Origin of the sequence: Streptomyces sp. NPDC056144 (genome assembly GCF_042264145.1) — a bacterium.
GTDB lineage: Bacteria > Actinomycetota > Actinomycetes > Streptomycetales > Streptomycetaceae > Streptomyces.
In genome coordinates this window covers 116,683-135,831 of the sequence record NZ_JBHJVF010000009.1, presented here as the reverse complement: position 1 = coordinate 135,831, position 19,149 = coordinate 116,683, and the positions used below count along the sequence as shown (strand labels likewise).

The 19,149-nt window shown below is 71.7% G+C and carries 18 protein-coding genes; 17 read left to right on the top strand and 1 reads right to left on the bottom strand.

Annotation, left to right across the window (positions count from 1 at the left end):
- Window positions 1–2 precede the first annotated feature (2 nt).
- From ruvX to nusB, 11 genes are all read left to right on the top strand, one after another.
- Window positions 3–467: a Holliday junction resolvase RuvX gene (gene ruvX / locus ACFC0Z_RS25550; RefSeq protein WP_360810020.1), complete on the top strand. Its 465-nt coding sequence runs from the start codon at window positions 3–5 to the stop codon at window positions 465–467.
- A gap of 101 nt (window positions 468–568) precedes the next feature.
- Window positions 569–2,320 (top strand): endolytic transglycosylase MltG, encoded by a 1,752-nt coding sequence (gene mltG / locus ACFC0Z_RS25545; protein ID WP_376442233.1) that lies wholly within the window; start codon window positions 569–571, stop codon window positions 2,318–2,320.
- Entirely contained in the window at window positions 2,301–3,143 is an 843-nt protein-coding gene (locus tag ACFC0Z_RS25540; RefSeq protein WP_376442230.1) for a shikimate dehydrogenase, read from the top strand. Before mltG ends, ACFC0Z_RS25540 begins: the two co-directional genes overlap by 20 nt.
- A 215-nt stretch (window positions 3,144–3,358) precedes the next feature.
- Window positions 3,359–4,546 carry a chorismate synthase gene (gene aroC, locus ACFC0Z_RS25535; RefSeq protein ID WP_376442228.1) on the top strand — a complete coding sequence of 396 codons (1,188 nt, stop codon included), beginning with the start codon at window positions 3,359–3,361 and terminating at the stop codon, window positions 4,544–4,546.
- Entirely contained in the window at window positions 4,543–5,112 is a 570-nt protein-coding gene (locus tag ACFC0Z_RS25530) for a shikimate kinase (protein ID WP_376442226.1), read from the top strand. The genes aroC and ACFC0Z_RS25530 overlap by 4 nt, the downstream gene beginning before the upstream one ends.
- Complete coding sequence (gene aroB / locus ACFC0Z_RS25525) at window positions 5,109–6,206, top strand: 3-dehydroquinate synthase (RefSeq protein ID WP_376442223.1); 1,098 nt, start codon at window positions 5,109–5,111, stop codon at window positions 6,204–6,206. Before ACFC0Z_RS25530 ends, aroB begins: the two co-directional genes overlap by 4 nt.
- Entirely contained in the window at window positions 6,203–6,658 is a 456-nt protein-coding gene (gene aroQ, locus ACFC0Z_RS25520; protein WP_376442221.1) for a type II 3-dehydroquinate dehydratase, read from the top strand. The genes aroB and aroQ overlap by 4 nt, the downstream gene beginning before the upstream one ends.
- Window positions 6,659–6,836: 178 nt before the next feature.
- Window positions 6,837–7,880, top strand: coding sequence for an AAA family ATPase (locus ACFC0Z_RS25515; RefSeq protein WP_376442219.1), 1,044 nt, complete (start codon window positions 6,837–6,839; stop codon window positions 7,878–7,880).
- 117 nt (window positions 7,881–7,997) lie between these two features.
- Entirely contained in the window at window positions 7,998–9,110 is a 1,113-nt protein-coding gene (locus tag ACFC0Z_RS25510; protein ID WP_376442217.1) for an aminopeptidase P family protein, read from the top strand.
- A 48-nt stretch (window positions 9,111–9,158) separates the two neighbouring features.
- Window positions 9,159–9,725 (top strand): elongation factor P, encoded by a 567-nt coding sequence (gene efp, locus ACFC0Z_RS25505; RefSeq protein ID WP_376442214.1) that lies wholly within the window; start codon window positions 9,159–9,161, stop codon window positions 9,723–9,725.
- A 2-nt stretch (window positions 9,726–9,727) separates the two neighbouring features.
- Window positions 9,728–10,165 (top strand): transcription antitermination factor NusB, encoded by a 438-nt coding sequence (gene nusB / locus ACFC0Z_RS25500; RefSeq protein WP_376442212.1) that lies wholly within the window; start codon window positions 9,728–9,730, stop codon window positions 10,163–10,165.
- A 269-nt stretch (window positions 10,166–10,434) separates the two neighbouring features.
- Here nusB and bldD read toward each other — a convergent pair whose 3' ends face one another.
- On the bottom strand, window positions 10,435–10,935 hold the full coding sequence (bldD, locus tag ACFC0Z_RS25495) for a transcriptional regulator BldD (RefSeq protein ID WP_330176793.1): 501 nt from the start codon (window positions 10,933–10,935) through the stop codon (window positions 10,435–10,437).
- A 246-nt stretch (window positions 10,936–11,181) separates the two neighbouring features.
- On the opposite strand from bldD, the gene pyrR reads away from it, so the two are divergent.
- The 6 genes from pyrR (at window position 11,182) to carB (ending at window position 19,123) form a co-directional block, all read left to right on the top strand.
- The gene (gene pyrR / locus ACFC0Z_RS25490; protein ID WP_376442210.1) at window positions 11,182–11,745 is read left to right on the top strand and encodes a bifunctional pyr operon transcriptional regulator/uracil phosphoribosyltransferase PyrR; all 564 of its coding nucleotides are present in this window, start codon (window positions 11,182–11,184) and stop codon (window positions 11,743–11,745) included.
- 90 nt (window positions 11,746–11,835) lie between these two features.
- Entirely contained in the window at window positions 11,836–12,819 is a 984-nt protein-coding gene (locus tag ACFC0Z_RS25485) for an aspartate carbamoyltransferase catalytic subunit (RefSeq protein ID WP_376442207.1), read from the top strand.
- 2 nt (window positions 12,820–12,821) lie between these two features.
- The gene (locus ACFC0Z_RS25480) at window positions 12,822–14,108 is read left to right on the top strand and encodes a dihydroorotase (protein ID WP_376442204.1); all 1,287 of its coding nucleotides are present in this window, start codon (window positions 12,822–12,824) and stop codon (window positions 14,106–14,108) included.
- Entirely contained in the window at window positions 14,105–14,683 is a 579-nt protein-coding gene (locus ACFC0Z_RS25475; RefSeq protein ID WP_376442201.1) for a hypothetical protein, read from the top strand. Before ACFC0Z_RS25480 ends, ACFC0Z_RS25475 begins: the two co-directional genes overlap by 4 nt.
- A complete protein-coding gene (carA, locus tag ACFC0Z_RS25470) occupies window positions 14,680–15,822 on the top strand; it encodes a glutamine-hydrolyzing carbamoyl-phosphate synthase small subunit (RefSeq protein ID WP_376442199.1) in 1,143 nt (380 codons plus the stop codon). Before ACFC0Z_RS25475 ends, carA begins: the two co-directional genes overlap by 4 nt.
- Window positions 15,815–19,123, top strand: a complete 3,309-nt coding sequence (gene carB / locus ACFC0Z_RS25465) for a carbamoyl-phosphate synthase large subunit (protein ID WP_376442197.1) — start codon at window positions 15,815–15,817, stop codon at window positions 19,121–19,123. The genes carA and carB overlap by 8 nt, the downstream gene beginning before the upstream one ends.
- Window positions 19,124–19,149 lie beyond the last annotated feature (26 nt).

The following is a 19,149-nucleotide window of genomic DNA, read 5'->3' as shown; positions in this document are numbered from 1 at the left end:
CGATGCGTCGCGGCCGTCGCCTCGCGGTCGACGTCGGGGACGCCCGGATCGGGGTCGCCTCGTGCGACCCCGACGGGGTCCTCGCCACGCCGGTGGAGACCGTGCCGGGACGTGACGTCCCGGCCGCCCACCGGCGGCTCCGCCAGATCGTCGAGGAGTACGAGCCCATCGAGGTCGTCGTGGGCCTGCCCCGCTCGCTCAGCGGGCGGGAGGGTCCGGCCGCGACGAAGGTCCGCGCCTTCGCCGGTGAGATGGCCAAGGGCATCGCCCCGATCCCGGTCCGGCTCGTGGACGAGCGGATGACCACGGTGACCGCGACCCAGGGCCTGCGGGCCTCGGGCGTGAAGTCCAAGAAGGGGCGTTCGGTCATCGACCAGGCCGCCGCTGTGATCATCCTGCAGAACGCTCTTGAGTCCGAACGGGTATCAGGTAATCCGCCCGGTGAGGGCGTCGAAGTGGTCATCTGATCGCGGTACGGTAACGTTCCGGCCGATGCGGCGGTGTTCGAACAGCTGCCGCACTACGTAGAGGCGGAACGTCCGGAAGCCTCGCGGCTGTTTGGGGATCGATGACTGAGTATGGCCGGGGCCCAGGCTCCGAACCGTGGCACCCCACGGACCCGTTGTACGGGGACCAGGGGTGGGAAGGTCAGCAGCAGTACCGGCACCCGCAGCAGCCGCAGCAGGCGAGCCCGTACGGGCAGAGCGGCGGTCAGGGGTACGAGGGAGACCCGTACCAGCAGCAATACCAGTATCAGCAGCAGCAGTACCAGCAGTACCCGCAGGAGCCGCAGGGCTACGCGGATCCGCAGTACCAGCAGCAGCAGTATCAGCAGCAGTACGGGACGGGCTACCCGGGCGGTTACGACACGCCCGGGCAGCCCGTACAGGCATACGACGGCAACTGGGAGACGGGCCAGGCCGCCATGGCGTACGGCCAGCCCCCGGTCGACCCGTACGCGGGCCAGAACCCCGACCTCTACGGCACCCCGGAGGCGTACCCGCCGCCCCAGGCTCCCGGCCACCGGCAGAACCCGCCGGAGCCGGTGATCGACTGGGCCCCGGAGGAGGAGACCCGCCCGGCACCCGCGCGCGAGGACGACCATCCCTTCTTCACGGGCGCCGACGGCTCCGGCAACCCCGACCACGAGGACGACGGGTACGAGGACGAGCCCGCGCCCGCGGGCCGGGGCTCCCGCGGCGACGACCGCGACCGCGAACGCCGCAGCAAGGCCAAGAAGCGCAAGGGCAAGAACGGCGTGGCCTGCCTCGTCGTGGCCGGCGTCCTCGTCGGCGGCATCGGCGGCATCGGCTACTTCGGCTACCAGTTCTGGCAGGGCCAGTTCGGCGCGGCCCCCGACTACGCGGGCGGCGGCACCGGCGACGTCCAGGTCGAGATCCCCAAGGACTCGGGCGGCTACCAGATCGGCAACATCCTCAAGAAGGCCGGCGTCGTGAAGAGCGTCGACGCCTTCGTCTCGGCGCAGCAGCGGAACACCAAGGGCCTCTCCATCCAGGCGGGCGTCTACACGCTGAAGAAGGAGATGTCGGCGGACAGCGCGGTCGCGCTCATGCTCGACCCCGTCAGCCAGAGCAACCTCGTCATCCCCGAGGGCAAGCGCAACGCCTGGGTGTACGAGCAGATCGACAAGCGCCTCGACCTCAAGGCGGGCACCACCAAGGACATCGCCTTCAAGAAGGCCGACTCCCTCGGGCTGCCCGACTGGGCCAAGAACCACGCGGAGACCAAGGACCCGCTGGAGGGCTTCCTCTTCCCGGCGAGCTACCCGGTCGCGAAGAACAGCAAGCCCGAGGACGCGCTGCGGCGGATGGTCTCGCGGGCGAACGCGGAGTACACGAAGCTGGACCTGGACGCGAAGGCGAAGGAACTCGGGGTCAAGGGACCGTGGGAACTGGTCACCGTCGCGAGCCTCGTGCAGGCCGAGGGCAAGACCCACGACGACTTCACGAAGATGGCCGAGGTCGTCTACAACCGTCTCAACCCGGCGTACCAGGAGACGGTCCAGCTCCTCCAGTTCGACTCGACCCTGAACTACCTCAAGGGCCAGAGCGAGATCAAGATCTCCGAGCAGGAGACCCGTACCAACACGGACCCGTACAACACGTACAAGCACAAGGGTCTGCCGCCGGGGCCGATCGGCAACCCGGGCAACGAGGCGCTCGCCGCCATGCTCAGTCCCACCAAGGACGGCTGGCTCTACTTCGTGGCCACGGACGGCATGAACAAGACCGAGTTCGCCAAGACGCACGCCGACTTCCTCAAGCTCAAGGACAAGTTCAATGCCAGCACGAACCAGTGAGACGCGGCACCGCGCCGCCGTCCTCGGTTCGCCGATCGGGCACTCGCTCTCCCCGGTCCTGCACCGCGCCGGGTACATCGAGCTCGGTCTCGACGGCTGGACCTACGACCGGTTCGAGGTCGACGAGGCCGCGCTGCCCGGGTTCATCGGCGAGCTGGACGACAGCTGGGCCGGATTCTCGCTGACCATGCCGCTCAAGCGGGCGGTCATCCCGCTGCTCGACGAGATCAGCGAGACGGCCGCCTCCGTGGAGGCCGTCAACACGCTGGTCTTCCGCGAGGACGGCCGCCGGGTCGGCGACAACACCGACATCCCGGGGATGCTCGCGGCCCTGAGCGAGCGGGGCGTCGAGAAGGTGGCCTCCGCGGCGATCCTCGGCGCCGGCGCCACGGCCTCCTCGGCGCTCGCCGCGGTCGCCCGGATCTGCGACGGCCCCGTCACCGCGTACGTCCGCAGCGAGGCGCGCGCGGAGGAGATGCGGGGCTGGGGCGAACGGCTCGGCGTGGAGGTCCGGACGGCGGACTGGGAGAAGGCGGCGCACGCGTTCACCGCGGAGCTGGTCGTCGCGACGACCCCGGCCGGGACGACCAACGCGCTCGCGCCGGCCGTCTCGAACACCGTCGGCACGCTCTTCGACGTCCTGTACGACCCCTGGCCGACCGCCCTCGCCGCCGCCTGGTCCGACCACGGTGGCAAGGTCGTCAGCGGCCTGGACCTCCTGGTCCACCAGGCGGGCCTCCAGTTCGAGCAGATGACGGGCCTCCCGAAGGCGCCGCTCGCGGCGATGCGCATGGCGGGGGAGCGGGCGCTGGCCGCCCGGTAGAGGCGCGCGCCCCAGCGGGCCTCAAGCGGCTGCGCACAGGCTTCGGACAGTCACCCGAGGCCGACGCTCCTGGCCACGAACCCGACCTCCGCGTCCGATAGCTGGACCGGAGCACGGGTTCGTGTGCCGGACGTGGGAGGATCGGGGGCGGCGGGCCAGGGCCGCGCACCCGGTCGTGCCGTCGCAGTGCCAGGGCGCGAGCATGAGGAGCATCGTTGAGCAGGTTGCGTTGGCTGACCGCTGGGGAATCCCACGGACCCGCGCTGGTCGCGACGCTGGAGGGTCTTCCCGCCGGCGTCCCGGTCACCACTGAGCTGGTGGCGGACCACCTCGCGCGGCGGCGCCTCGGCTATGGACGCGGCGCCCGGATGAAGTTCGAGCAGGACGAGGTCACCTTCCTCGGCGGCGTCCGCCACGGGCTCTCCCTCGGTTCCCCGATCGCCGTCATGGTCGGCAACACCGAGTGGCCCAAGTGGGAGAAGGTCATGTCGGCCGACCCGGTCGACCCGGCCGAGCTCAAGGAGACGGGCCGCAACGCGCCCCTGACCCGCCCCCGGCCCGGCCACGCCGACCTCGCCGGCATGCAGAAGTACGGCTTCGACGAGGCCCGCCCGATCCTGGAGCGCGCCAGCGCCCGGGAGACCGCGGCCCGCGTCGCCCTCGGTGCCGTCGCCCGCTCCTTCATCAAGGAGGCCGCCGGCATCGAGATCGTGAGCCACGTCGTCGAGCTCGCCGCGGCGAAGGCCCCGTACGGCGTCTACCCGACCCCCGCCGACGTCGAGAAGCTCGACGCCGACCCGGTCCGCTGCCTCGACGCCGACGCGTCGAAGGCGATGGTCGCCGAGATCGACCAGGCCCACAAGGACGGGGACACCCTCGGCGGCGTCGTCGAGGTGCTCGCCTACGGGGTGCCCGTCGGGCTCGGCTCGCACGTCCACTGGGACCGTCGCCTCGACGCCCGGCTCGCCGCCGCGCTCATGGGCATCCAGGCCATCAAGGGCGTCGAGGTCGGCGACGGCTTCGACCTCGCCCGGGTCCCCGGTTCCCAGGCCCACGACGAGATCGTGCGGGCCGAGGACGGCACCATCAAGCGCACCTCCGGCCGCTCCGGCGGCACCGAGGGCGGTCTCACCACCGGCGAGCTGCTGCGGGTCCGCGCCGCGATGAAGCCCATCGCGACCGTCCCGCGCGCCCTCGCCACGGTCGACGTCGCCACCGGCGAGGTCGCGGCCGCCCACCACCAGCGCTCCGACGTGTGCGCCGTCCCCGCCGCCGGCATCGTCGCCGAGGCCATGGTCGCGCTCGTCATCGCGGACGCGCTCGTCGAGAAGTTCGGCGGCGACAGCGTCCCCGAGACCCGCCGCAACGTGCGGTCGTACCTCGACAACCTGCACATCCGGTGACCGCCGGACCGCTGGTCGTCCTCGTCGGACCCATGGGTTCCGGCAAGTCCACGGTGGGCACGCTCCTGGCCGAGAGGCTGGGCGTGCCCTACCGGGACACGGACGCCGACATCGTCGCCGCCGAGGGCCGTGAGATCTCCGACATCTTCGTCGAGGACGGCGAGGAGTACTTCCGGGCACGCGAGCGGGACGCCGTCGCCGCGGCCGTCGCCGCGCACGAGGGCGTCCTCGCCCTCGGCGGCGGCGCGGTCCTCGACGCCGGCACCCGCGCGCTGCTCGCCGGGCTGCCCGTCGCGTACCTCTCCATGGACGTCGACGAGGCGGTCCGCCGCGTCGGCCTCAACACGGCGCGGCCGCTGCTCGCCGTCAACCCGCGCCGCCAGTGGCGCGAGCTGATGGAGGCGCGCCGCCACCTCTACACCGAGGTCGCGCGCGTCGTCGTCGCCACCGACGACCGCACCCCCGAGGAGGTCGCCGACGCGATCCTCTCGGCGCTCGACCCGAAGCCCGACCCGACGCTCGACCCGCAGCTCGACCCGCAGCTTGACCCGAAGAAGGACGCATGACGACGGAGCAGGAAGTCACCCGGATCCAGGTCGCGGGCAGCGCCGGTACGGAGGCGTACGAGGTGCTCGTCGGCAGCCAGCTGCTCGGCGAGCTCCCGTCGCTCATCGGCCCCCTGGCCAAGCGGGTCGCCGTGATCCACCCGGAGGCCCTCGCCGACACCGGCGAGGCGCTCCGTGAGGACCTCGCCGACCAGGGCTACGAGGCCGTCGCCATCCAGGTGCCCAACGCCGAGGAGGCGAAGACCGCCGAGGTCGCCGCCTACTGCTGGAAGGCGCTCGGCCAGACCGGCTTCACCCGCACCGACGTCATCGTCGGCGTCGGCGGCGGTGCCACCACCGACCTCGCCGGCTTCGTCGCCGCGACGTGGCTGCGGGGCGTCCGCTGGATCGCCGTCCCGACCACCGTCCTCGCGATGGTCGACGCGGCCGTCGGCGGCAAGACCGGCATCAACACCGCCGAGGGCAAGAACCTCGTCGGCGCCTTCCACCCGCCGGCCGGTGTCCTCTGCGACCTCGCCGCCCTCGACTCGCTGCCCGTGCACGACTACGTCAGCGGGCTCGCCGAGATCATCAAGGCCGGTTTCATCGCCGACCCGGTGATCCTCGACCTCGTGGAGGAGGACCCCGAGGCGGCCCGTACGCCCGCGGGACCGCACACCGCCGAGCTCATCGTCCGGTCCATCCGGGTGAAGGCGGACGTCGTCTCCGGCGACCTCAAGGAGGCCGGCCGCCGCGAGATCCTCAACTACGGGCACACGCTGGCCCACGCCATCGAGAAGAACGAGCGGTACAAGTGGCGCCACGGCGCCGCCGTCTCCGTCGGCATGGTCTTCGCCGCCGAGCTCGGCCGGCTGGCCGGCCGCCTCGACGACGCCACCGCCGACCGGCACCGCGCGGTCCTGGAGTCCGTCGGCCTGCCGCTCACCTACCGCGGCGACCAGTGGCCCAAGCTCCTGGAGACGATGAAGGTGGACAAGAAGTCCCGCGGCGACCTGCTGCGCTTCATCGTCCTCGACGGGCTCGGCAAGCCGACCGTCCTGGAGGGCCCCGACCCGGCCGTCCTCTTCGCCGCGTACGGAGAGGTGTCGGTGTGACCGCCGCCCGCCCCGGCCGTCCCGTCCTCGTGCTGAACGGGCCGAACCTCGGCCGGCTCGGCTCCCGCGAGCCGGACATCTACGGCGCGACCTCGTACAAGGGGCTCGTCGAGGCCTGCCGGACGCTCGGCGCGGAGCTCGGCTTCGACGTCGACGTGCGGGAGACCAACGACGAGGGCGAGATGATCCGCTGGCTCCACGAGGCAGCGGACGGCTCGATCCCGGTGGTCATCAACCCCGGTGCCTTCACGCACTACTCGTACGGGATGCGGGACGCGGCCGCGCAGCGGACCGCCCCGCTGGTCGAGGTGCACATCTCGAACCCGTACACCCGGGAGGAGTTCCGGCACACCTCGGTCATCGCGGCCGTGGCGAGCGGGACGGTCGCCGGCTTCGGGATCGGTTCCTACCGGCTGGCCCTGCGGGCGCTCGCCGAGGAACTCTCGGGCTGACGCGGTAGTGGGCGGGGCGGGACCTCGCACGGCGGGGGCGGGCCGGGCACTTCGGGCCGCCCCCGGCCGTTCCCCCTGTGGGGGGCCGGGGCGGTAACGTTCCGGCGTCCGGGACGGCAGGACACCCCGGACAAGGCCCGGAAACATCAGTCGGTCGCACGAGACGGAGTGGCACCGGATGCAGCACGCAGTGGGGGGTCCGCTGCCTCCGCCCGAGCAGACGCCGAGCGGGACCACAGGAACAGCACCCGAGGGCGCTGCCCAGGCCGGGCCGCCGCCCGTTCCGGGGGCGCCTGTTCCGCAGGCGCCTCCGCCGCCGGGGCCGTACGCCCCTCCGGAGGCGTCCCGCCTCGGCGTGCACCCGACGCTCCACCCCGGGCAGTCGCCCCAGGGCACCCGCGCGCCCCTCGCGGCGCCCCCCGTACCCGGGTGGGGCGTCGTCCCCGGGGCCGTACCGCAGCCGCCCGTCACGCCGCCGCACGCGGCGGGAGCGCACGGGCCGGGGCCGCACTCCGCCTCGCACCCCGTGCCGCATCCAGCCCCGCACGCCGCGCCGCATCCCGCCCCGCACCGGGTCGACCCCACCGGACACCTGTCCCTCCCGCCGGGCAGCCGGCCCCTCGCGCCCCTCGCGCCGCCCGTGGAGTACGGCGGCGGGACCGGGGCCGCGACGCTCGCCGTGCTGCTCATCGGACCCGCCGGGGCCGGGAAGACCACCGTGGCCCGGCACTGGGCCCAGCGTCGCCGGGTGCCCACCGCGCACATCAGTCTCGACGACGTCCGCGAGTGGGTCTGCTCCGGCTTCGCCGACCCGCAGTCGGGATGGAACGAGCACTCCGAGGCGCAGTACCGCCTCGCCCGCCGGACCTGCGGCTTCGCCGCCCGCAACTTCCTCGCCAACGGCATCTCCTGCATCGTCGACGACGCCGTCTTCCCCGACCGGCCCGTCGTCGGTCTCGGCGGCTGGAAGCGGCACGTCGGCCCCGGCCTGCTGCCCGTCGTGCTCCTGCCGGGCCTGGAGGTCGTCCTGGAGCGCAACGCGGAGCGCAGCGGCAACCGGCGCCTCTCCGACGAGGAGGTCGCCGCCATCCACGGCCGGATGGCCGGCTGGTACGGCTCCGGGCTGCCGATCATCGACAACTCGACGTACGACGTGGAGACCACCGCCCGCGTCCTCGACGACGTCCTCGCCCGCGCGATCGCGAGCCCGCCCGCCTGGTGAACCCGGCCCGGCGGTCGTGGACGGCCCCGGGCCCGGCCCGGCCGCGCCGGACGGGCCCGGGCCCCGGTCGGACGCGCAGAACAGGCCGAGGCGAGGAGCTGCTCGTAGGCTCGGAGCATGTCTGAGGTGTATGCGGACCGCCGTGTTCGACTGCGCGACCGGTGCGCGGCCGCGGGCAGCCCGGCGGCCCTGGTCTCCCGCCCCGCCAACGTCCGTTATCTCGCGGGCGGGGCGCCCCCCGGGGCGGTCCTGCTCGTGGGCCCGGAGCCGGAGGCGGACGTCCTGCTCTGCCCCGTCGCGCCCGGCGGCGAGCCCGCCGACGGGCGGCTCGACGAGCTGCTCCGGCAGCAGGTGCTGCCCGCCGGGGGCGGTGATCCGGCGATCACCGCGGTCGAGCTCGCCTCCCGGGCGGGCGCCGACGCGCTCGCCGTCGAGGAGCACCACCTCACCGTGGCCCGGCACCGGATCATGGGCTCGGCCGTGCCCGGGCTCCGGCTCGCCGACCTCTCGTGCGCCGTCGAGCAGCTCAGGATCGTCAAGGACGAGGACGAGATCGCCTGCCTGCGGATCGCCGCCGAGATCGCCGACCAGGCCCTCGGCGAGCTCCTGGAGTCGATCCTCGTCGGCAGGACGGAGCGCCACCTCGCCCTGGAGCTGGAGCGGCGGCTCGTCGACCACGGCGCCGACGGAGCCGCCTTCCCGACCTCGGTGGCGACCGGCCCGCACTCCGGCCGCCGCCGGCACCGGCCCACCGACCGCCGGGTCGAGGAGGGCGACTTCCTGTCCGTCTGCCTCGGCGCCGACTACCGCGGCTACCGGTGCGAGATCGGTCGCACTTTCGTCATCGGCACCGCCCCGGCGGACTGGCAGATCGAGCTGTACGACCTCGTCTTCGCCGCTCAGCGGGCCGGCCGGGAGTCCCTGGCACCCGGCGCGGAGTACCGGGACGTGGACCGCGCGGCCCGCCAGATCCTGGACGCGGGAGGCCATGCGGAGGCCGCCGTGCCGCTCACCGGGCACGGTGTGGGGCTCGAAATCGACGAGGACCCGCAGCTGTCACCCTCGGCCATGGGTAAACTGGACGCTTGTGTGCCGGTCACCGTCGAACCGGGGGTTCACCTCCCGGGACGGGGCGGGGTCCGGATCGATGACACGCTCGTCGTGCGCCAGGAGGCGGACGGCGGACCCGAGCTACTCACCATCACGACCAAGGAGCTGCTCGCGCTGTAGGGCGCGTACGCATCCCCCGGTCACGTCAGTCCAGGAGATTCCGCAACCGTGGCTTCCACGAACGACCTCAAGAACGGCATGGTGCTCAAGCTCGACGGGGGCCAGCTCTGGTCCGTCGTCGAGTTCCAGCACGTCAAGCCCGGCAAGGGCCCGGCCTTCGTGCGCACCAAGCTGAAGAGCGTGCTCTCCGGCAAGGTCGTCGACAAGACCTTCAACGCCGGCACCAAGGTCGAGACGGCCACCATCGACCGCCGCGACATGCAGTTCTCCTACATGGACGGCGACTACTTCGTCTTCATGGACATGGAGACCTACGACCAGCTGATGGTCGACCGCAAGGCCGTCGGCGACGCCGCCAACTTCCTTATCGAGGGCTTCAGCGCCTCCGTCGCGCAGCACGAGGGCGAGGTGCTCTACGTCGAGCTCCCGGCCGCCGTCGAGCTCGTCATCCAGCACACGGACCCGGGCGTCCAGGGCGACCGCTCCACCGGTGGCACCAAGCCCGCCACGCTGGAGACCGGCCACGAGATCCAGGTCCCGCTCTTCGTCACGACCGGCGAGAAGGTCAAGGTCGACACGCGCGACAGCAGCTACCTCGGCCGGGTGAGCAAGTAACCGTGGCCGCCCGGAGCAAGGCCCGCAAGCGGGCCTTCCAGATCCTCTTCGAGGCCGATCAGCGCGGCGCCTCCGTCCAGGAGGTCCTCGCCGACCAGATCCGGCTCGCGCGGTCCGACGACCGTCAGCCGCCGGTCAGCGACTTCACCATGCAGCTGGTCGAGGGGTACGCGACCCAGGTCGCGCGCATCGACGAGCTGATCCACACCTACGCGGTGGACTGGGACCTCGACCGGATGCCGGTCGCCGACCGGAACATCGTGCGCCTCGGTGCGTACGAGCTGATCTGGGAGGACGGCACGCCGGACGCGGTCGCGATCGACGAGGCCGTGCAGCTCGCCAAGGAGTTCTCCACGGACGAGTCGCCCAACTTCGTCAACGGCATCCTGGCGCGCTTCAAGGAACTGAAGCCGCGCCTCCGCCGGGACGCGGACGCCTGAGTTCGTCCGATCCCCACGGGGCTACACCGAAGGGGCCCGCAGCATTCGTGCTGTGGGCCCCTTCGGCGTATCAGGGACTCTTCGGGGCTCTTCGGGGCATCTCGGGGCAAAAGTTGCGTACGGGGCCTCAGAGGGCCCTCAGAGGCCCCGGAAGGCCCTTCCGGGAGGCGCGGCCCTTCCGGGAAGCACGCGGGCCCGTGGACGTCGGATGACGTCCACGGGCCCGGCGGTACGTTTCTGCTGGCTCCCCGCACGGGGGAGCGGCAGGGTCAGTTCTCGTCGTGGGCGACCGCGCGGCGCGCGTCCGCGTCGAGGACACCCCAGCTGATCAGCTGCTCGGTGAGGACCGAGGGGGACTGGTCGTAGATCACGGCCAGGGTGCGCAGGTCGTCCTGGCGGATCGACAGCACCTTGCCGTTGTAGTCGCCGCGCTGGGACTGGATCGTCGCCGCGTAGCGCTGGAGCGGGCCGGCCTTCTCCTGGGGGACGTGCGCCAGGCGCTCCAGGTCCAGGACCAGCTTCGGCGGCGGCTCGGCGGCCCCGCCCGGGGTCGTGCCCGGCAGGAGCTCCTGCACCGGCACCCCGTAGAAGTCCGCCAGCTCGGCGAGGCGCTGCACGGTCACCGCGCGGTCGCCGCGCTCGTACGAGCCGACCACCACGGCCTTCCAGCGGCCCTGGGACTTCTCCTCCACGCCGTGGAGGGAAAGACCCTGCTGGGTACGGATGGCACGGAGTTTGGCCCCGAGCTGCTTTGCGTATTCGCTGGACATAACGCTCCCGGACGCTGTGACGACATGCGGCTGCGCCGCGCGGCTGGTAACTCACTGTGAGGTTACGCAGCGTTACTCTTTCCCGTCAAGCCGAACGGTCCGTACCACCCCTCCCAGGGGGGTGACGTTCCGGTGCGGCGTCCCGACCCCCGGCGGGCGCGACACGCCGCCCCTGGTAATGTGGGGCTCGCACATCAGACGTCCTTTAAGAACCGTCCCGTGAGGCGGAGAAGGAGGTCCTTTCTTATGGACGCCCAGCAGTACGGCGATGAGGCCCGGCCCGTTCTCGAGGCCCCCGACATCGCGCGGGTCCTGACCCGCATCGCCCACGAGATCGTCGAGCGCGCCAAGGGCGCCGACGACGTGGTCCTCCTCGGCATTCCGACCCGCGGTGTCTTCCTCGCCCGCCGGCTCGCCGAGAAGCTCGAGTCGATCACCGGTGTCAAGATCCCGGTCGGTTCGCTCGACATCACCATGTACCGGGACGACCTCCGGCTGAAGCCCGCGCGCGCCATCGGCCGCACCGAGATCCCCGGTGACGGCATCGACGGCCGCCTCGTCGTCCTCGTCGACGACGTCCTCTTCTCCGGCCGGACCATCCGCGCCGCCCTCGACGCGCTCGGCGACATCGGCCGCCCGCGCGCCGTGCAGCTCGCGGTCCTCGTCGACCGCGGCCACCGCGAACTTCCGATCCGTGCCGACTACGTCGGCAAGAACCTCCCCACGTCGCTGCGGGAGACGGTCAAGGTGCAGCTCGCCGAGGAAGACGGTCGCGACACCGTCCTGCTCGGTTCCCAGCCCGCCTCCTAGCCGGACCGGCTACCCCGCGGGGCCTCCGGGGGGCACACCCCTGCGCCCCCGCATGCCCTCACGCCCTCCCCACCACGGAGAGAAACCCCGATGATGCGTCACCTCATCTCGGCCGCCGACCTCACCCGCGACGACGCCGTCCAGATCCTCGACACCGCCGAGGAGATGGCCCGGGTGGCCGACCGGCCGATCAAGAAGCTGCCCACCCTGCGCGGCCGCACGATCTGCAACCTCTTCTTCGAGGACTCCACCCGGACCCGGATTTCCTTCGAGGCCGCCGAGAAGCGCCTCTCCGCCGACGTGATCAACTTCGCGGCCAAGGGCTCCAGCGTCTCCAAGGGCGAGTCCCTCAAGGACACCGCGCAGACCCTGGAGGCCATGGGCGTCGACGCGGTCGTCATCCGGCACGGAGCCTCCGGCGCCCCGTACCGCCTCGCCACCTCCGGCTGGATCGACGCCCCCGTCATCAACGCGGGCGACGGCACCCACCAGCACCCCACCCAGGCCCTCCTGGACGCCTTCACCATGCGCCGCCGCCTCGTCGGCCGCGACACGGGCCTCGGCCAGGACCTGGCCGGCAAGCGCATCACGATCGTCGGAGACGTCCTGCACAGCCGGGTCGCCCGCTCCAACGTCGACCTGCTGCACACCCTCGGCGCCGAGGTCACCCTGGTGGCCCCGCCGACCCTGGTCCCGGTCGGCGTCGAGACCTGGCCCTGCGCGATCTCGTACGACCTCGACAGCGTGCTGCCGAAGTCCGACGCGGTGATGATGCTGCGTGTGCAGCGCGAGCGGATGAACGCCGCCTTCTTCCCCACCGAGCGCGAGTACTCGCGCCGGTACGGGCTGGACGGCGACCGGATGGCGAAGATGCCCGAGCACGCCATCGTCATGCACCCCGGCCCCATGGTCCGCGGCATGGAGATCACCGCCGAGGTCGCCGACTCCGACCGCTGCACGGTCGTCGAGCAGGTCGCCAACGGCGTGTCCGTCCGGATGGCCGTCCTCTACCTGCTGCTGGGCGGCAACGAGTCCGCCACCACAGCCACCCCCCGCACCGAGGAGAACAAGTAATCATGAGCAAGATCCTTATCCGCGGTGCGAAGGTCCTCGGCGGCGAGGCCCAGGACGTCCTGATCGACGGCGAGACCATCGCCGAGGTCGGTACGGGCCTGTCGGCCGCGGGCGCGACGGTCGTCGAGGCCGAGGGCCAGATCCTCCTGCCCGGCCTCGTCGACCTCCACACCCACCTGCGCGAGCCCGGCCGCGAGGACTCCGAGACCGTCCTCACCGGCACCCGCGCCGCCGCCTCCGGCGGCTACACCTCCGTCTTCGCCATGGCCAACACCCACCCGGTCGCCGACACCGCCGGTGTCGTCGAGCAGGTCTGGCGCCTCGGCAAGGAGTCCGGCTACTGCGACGTGCAGCCCATCGGCGCCGTCACCGTCGGCCTCGAAGGCAAGAAGCTCGCCGAGCTCGGCGCCATGCACGACTCCGCCGCCGGCGTCACCGTCTTCTCCGACGACGGCAAGTGCGTCGACGACGCCGTCATCATGCGGCGCGCCCTGGAGTACGTGAAGGCCTTCGGCGGCGTCGTCGCCCAGCACGCCCAGGAGCCCCGCCTCACCGAGGGCGCCCAGATGAACGAGGGCATCGTCTCCGCCGAGCTCGGCCTCGGCGGCTGGCCGGCCGTGGCCGAGGAGTCGATCATCGCCCGCGACGTCCTCCTCGCCGAGCACGTCGGCTCCCGCGTCCACATCTGCCACCTCTCCACCGCCGGCTCCGTCGAGATCGTCCGCTGGGCCAAGTCCCGCGGCATCGACGTCACCGCCGAGGTCACCCCGCACCACCTCCTCCTGACGGACGAGATGGTCCGCTCGTACAACCCGGTCTACAAGGTCAACCCGCCACTGCGCACCGAGAAGGACGTCCTCGCGCTCCGCGAGGCGCTGGCCGACGGCACGATCGACATCGTCGCCACCGACCACGCCCCGCACCCGCACGAGGACAAGGACTGCGAGTGGGCCGCCGCCGCCATGGGCATGGTCGGCCTGGAGACCGCGCTCTCCGTCGTCCAGCAGACGATGGTCGAGACCGGACTCCTCGACTGGGCCGGCGTCGCGGACCGCATGTCCGTCGCCCCCGCCCGCATCGGACAGGCCACCGGGCACGGACGACCCGTCTCGGCTGGTGAGCCCGCGAACCTGACGCTGGTCGATCCGGCATACCGTGGTGTCGTGGACCCCGCGGACTTCGCCTCCCGCAGCCGCAACACCCCCTACGAGGGCCGCGAGCTGCCGGGACGCGTCACCCACACCTTCCTGCGGGGCCGGGCAACGGTCGTGGACGGGAAGCTGGCGTGACACCACTCATCACCATCGCCGCACAGGCGGCGGACCAGAAATCGGCGGAGGTCACCGACTGGGCCGGCCGGATCGGCTGGGTCGCGGGACTGCTCCTCTTCGTCGTCCTCGTCTACTGGCTGATGCGCCAGGGATGGAAGTGGCGGGGCAGCCTCCAGTCCGACCTGCCCGAGCTCGCCGCCGTGCCGGAGCAGCCCGGTGAAGCCACACTGACTCTCAGCGGGCGCTACCACGGCTCCACGACGGCCGGGCAGTGGCTCGACCGGATCGTGGCCCACGGCCTCGGCACCCGCAGCCGCGTCGAGCTCACGCTCGCCGACGCCGGGATCTCGGTCGTCCGCCCCGGGGCGGACGACTTCCTCATCCCGGCCGAGGCCCTGCGCGAGGCCCGCCTCGACAAGGGCATCGCGGGCAAGGTCCTCGCCGAGGGCGGCCTGCTGATCGTCACCTGGGCCCACGGCGACAAGCTGCTCGACTCCGGCTTCCGCTCCGACCGGGCGGCCGAGCACGCCGCCTGGGTCGAGGCCATCAACTCCATGCACCACACCACCACGACGGAAGGCATCGCACGATGACGACCTCCACAAGGGGAGCCGCCAAGACTCCCGCCGTACTCGTCCTGGAGGACGGCCGCATCTTCCGCGGCCGCGCCTACGGGGCCGTGGGGGAGACCTTCGGCGAGGCCGTGTTCTCCACCGGCATGACCGGCTACCAGGAGACCCTCACCGACCCGTCGTACCACCGCCAGGTGGTCGTCATGACCGCCCCGCACGTCGGCAACACCGGCGTCAACGACGAGGACCCCGAGTCCGGCCGCATCTGGGTCTCCGGCTACGTCGTCCGCGACCCCGCCCGCGTCTCCTCCAACTGGCGCGCGCAGCGCTCGCTGGACGAGGAGCTGGAGCGCCAGGGCGTCGTCGGCATCTCCGGTATCGACACCCGCGCCCTCACCCGCCACCTCCGCGAGAGCGGCGCCATGCGCGTCGGCATCTTCTCCGGCGAGGGGATCGCCGACGACGCGGCCCTCCTGGCGAAGGTGCAGGAGCAGCCCCAGATGAAGGGCGCGAACCTCTCCGCCGAGGTCGCCACCAAGGAGACGTACGTCGTCCCCGCGATCGGCACGAAGAAGTTCACCGTCGCCGCCGTCGACCTCGGCATCAAGGGCATGACCCCGCACCGGATGGCCGAGCGCGGCATCGAGGTCCACGTCCTGCCCGCCACCGCCACCGCCGAGGACATCTACGCGGTGAACCCGGACGGCGTCTTCTTCTCCAACGGCCCGGGCGACCCGGCCACCGCCGACGGCCCCGTCTCCGTCATGCGCGCCGTCCTGGAGCGCAAGACCCCGCTCTTCGGCATCTGCTTCGGCAACCAGATCCTGGGCCGCGCCCTCGGCTTCGGCACGTACAAGCTGAAGTACGGCCACCGCGGCATCAACCAGCCGGTGCAGGACCGCACCACCGGCAAGGTCGAGGTCACCGCGCACAACCACGGCTTCGCCGTCGACGCGCCGCTCGACAAGGTCTCCGACACCCCCTTCGGGCGTGCCGAGGTCTCCCACGTCTGCCTGAACGACAACGTGGTGGAAGGCCTCCAGCTGCTCGACCAGCCGGCCTTCTCCGTCCAGTACCACCCCGAGGCGGCCGCGGGCCCGCACGACGCCGCGTACCTCTTCGACCGCTTCGTATCCCTGATGGAGGCCGAGCGTGCCTAAGCGCACCGATATCCAGTCCGTCCTGGTCATCGGCTCCGGCCCGATCGTCATCGGCCAGGCCGCCGAGTTCGACTACTCCGGCACCCAGGCGTGCCGCATCCTCAAGGCCGAGGGCCTGCGGGTGATCCTGGTCAACTCCAACCCGGCCACGATCATGACCGACCCGGAGATCGCCGACGCCACGTACGTCGAGCCGATCACCCCCGAGTTCGTCGAGAAGATCATCGCCAAGGAGCGCCCCGACGCCCTCCTGCCCACCCTCGGCGGCCAGACCGCGCTCAACACCGCGATCTCCATGCACGAGCAGGGCGTCCTGGAGAAGTACGGCGTCGAGCTCATCGGCGCCAACGTCGAGGCCATCAACAAGGGCGAGGACCGCGACCTCTTCAAGGGTGTCGTCGAGGCCGTCAAGGCCAAGATCGGCTACGGCGAGTCCGCCCGCTCGGTCATCTGCCACTCCATGGACGACGTCCTCAAGGGCGTCGAGACGCTCGGCGGCTACCCCGTCGTCGTCCGCCCCTCCTTCACCATGGGCGGCGCCGGCTCCGGCTTCGCCCACGACGAGGAGGAGCTGCGCCGCATCGCCGGCCAGGGCCTCACGCTCTCCCCGACCACCGAGGTGCTCCTGGAGGAGTCCATCCTCGGCTGGAAGGAGTACGAGCTGGAGCTGATGCGCGACAAGGCCGACAACGTCGTGGTCGTCTGCTCCATCGAGAACTTCGACCCGATGGGCGTCCACACCGGTGACTCGATCACCGTCGCCCCGGCGATGACCCTCACCGACCGCGAGTACCAGCGCCTGCGCGACATCGGCATCGCGATCATCCGCGAGGTCGGCGTCGACACCGGCGGCTGCAACATCCAGTTCGCGATCGACCCGGTCGACGGCCGGATCATCGTCATCGAGATGAACCCGCGCGTCTCCCGCTCCTCGGCGCTCGCCTCCAAGGCGACCGGCTTCCCGATCGCCAAGATCGCGGCCCGTCTCGCCGTCGGCTACACGCTCGACGAGATCCCGAACGACATCACGGAGAAGACCCCGGCGTCCTTCGAGCCCACGCTCGACTACGTCGTCGTCAAGGCCCCGCGCTTCGCGTTCGAGAAGTTCCCCTCCGCCGACTCCACGCTGACCACGACCATGAAGTCGGTCGGCGAGGCCATGGCGATCGGCCGCAACTTCACCGAGGCGCTCCAGAAGGCCCTGCGGTCCCTGGAGAAGAAGGGCTCGCAGTTCACCTTCGTCGGCGAGCCCGGTGACAAGGCCGAGCTGCTCCGTGAGTCGGTCCGCCCGACCGACGGCCGCATCAACACCGTCATGCAGGCCATCCGGGCCGGGGCCACCCCGCAGGAGGTCTTCGACGCCACGAAGATCGACCCGTGGTTCGTCGACCAGCTCTTCCTGATCAAGGAGATCGCCGACGAGCTGGCCGCCGCCGAGAAGCTCCACCCCGAGCTCCTCGCCGAGGCCAAGCGCCACGGCTTCTCCGACGTCCAGATCGCCGAGATCCGCGGCCTGCGCGAGGACGTCGTCCGCGAGGTCCGGCACGCCCTCGGCGTCCGCCCGGTCTACAAGACGGTCGACACCTGCGCCGCCGAGTTCGCCGCGAAGACCCCGTACTTCTACTCCTCCTACGACGAGGAGACCGAGGTCGCGCCGCGCGAGAAGCCCGCCGTGATCATCCTGGGGTCCGGTCCGAACCGCATCGGCCAGGGCATCGAGTTCGACTACTCCTGCGTCCACGCCTCCTTCGCCCTGAGCGACGCCGGCTACGAGACCGTGATGGTCAACTGCAACCCGGAGACCGTCTCCACGGACTACGACACCTCCGACCGCCTGTACTTCGAGCCGCTGACGCTCGAGGACGTGCTGGAGATCGTCCACGCCGAGACGCTGGCCGGCCCCGTCGCCGGTGTCGTCGTCCAGCTCGGCGGCCAGACCCCGCTGGGTCTGTCGCAGGCGCTCAAGGACAACGGCGTGCCGGTCGTCGGCACCTCCCCGGAGGCCATCCACGCCGCCGAGGACCGCGGCGCCTTCGGCCGCGTCCTCGCCGAGGCCGGCCTCCCGGCCCCGAAGCACGGCACCGCGACCACCTTCACCGAGGCCAAGGCCATCGCCGACGAGATCGGCTACCCGGTCCTCGTCCGCCCGTCGTACGTGCTCGGCGGCCGCGGCATGGAGATCGTGTACGACGAGACCCGCCTGGAGTCGTACATCGCCGAGTCCACCGAGATCAGCCCCACCCGGCCGGTCCTGGTCGACCGCTTCCTCGACGACGCCATCGAGATCGACGTCGACGCGCTCTACGACGGCGAGGAGCTCTACCTCGGCGGCGTCATGGAGCACATCGAGGAAGCCGGCATCCACTCCGGCGACTCGGCCTGCGCCCTGCCCCCGATCACGCTCGGCGGCTACGACATCAAGCGCCTGCGCGCCTCCACGGAGGCGATCGCCAAGGGCGTCGGCGTCCGCGGCCTGATCAACATCCAGTTCGCGATGGCCGGCGACATCCTCTACGTCCTGGAGGCCAACCCGCGCGCCTCCCGGACCGTCCCCTTCACCTCGAAGGCGACCGCCGTCCCGCTCGCGAAGGCCGCCGCCCGCATCTCGCTCGGCGCGACCATCGCCGAGCTGCGCGCCGAGGGGCTCCTGCCGAAGACCGGCGACGGCGGCACCCTGCCGATCGACGCGCCGATCTCCGTCAAGGAGGCCGTGATGCCGTGGTCCCGCTTCCGCGACATCCACGGCCGCGGCGTCGACACCGTCCTCGGCCCGGAGATGCGCTCCACCGGCGAGGTCATGGGCATCGACGCGGTCTTCGGCACGGCCTACGCCAAGTCGCAGGCCGGCGCCTACGGCCCGCTGCCCACCAAGGGCCGCGCGTTCATCTCGGTCGCCAACCGCGACAAGCGCTCGATGATCTTCCCGGCCCGCGAGCTCGTCGCCCACGGCTTCGAGCTGCTCGCCACCTCCGGCACGGCCGAGGTCCTCAAGCGCAACGGCATCAACGCCACCGTCGTGCGCAAGCTCAGCGAGGGCGAGGGCCCGAACGGCGAGAAGACGATCGTCCAGCTGATCCACGACGGCCAGGTCGACCTGATCGTCAACACCCCGTACGGCACCGGTGGCCGCCTCGACGGCTACGAGATCCGTACGGCCGCGGTGGCGCGCAGCGTCCCCTGCCTCACCACGGTCCAGGCGCTCGCCGCCGCCGTCCAGGGCATCGAGGCGCTCGGCCACGGCGACGTCGGCGTCCGGTCGCTCCAGGAGCACGCGGAGCACCTGACCGCGGCCCGCGACTAGCAGCCCGTACGACGAAGGGGGACACC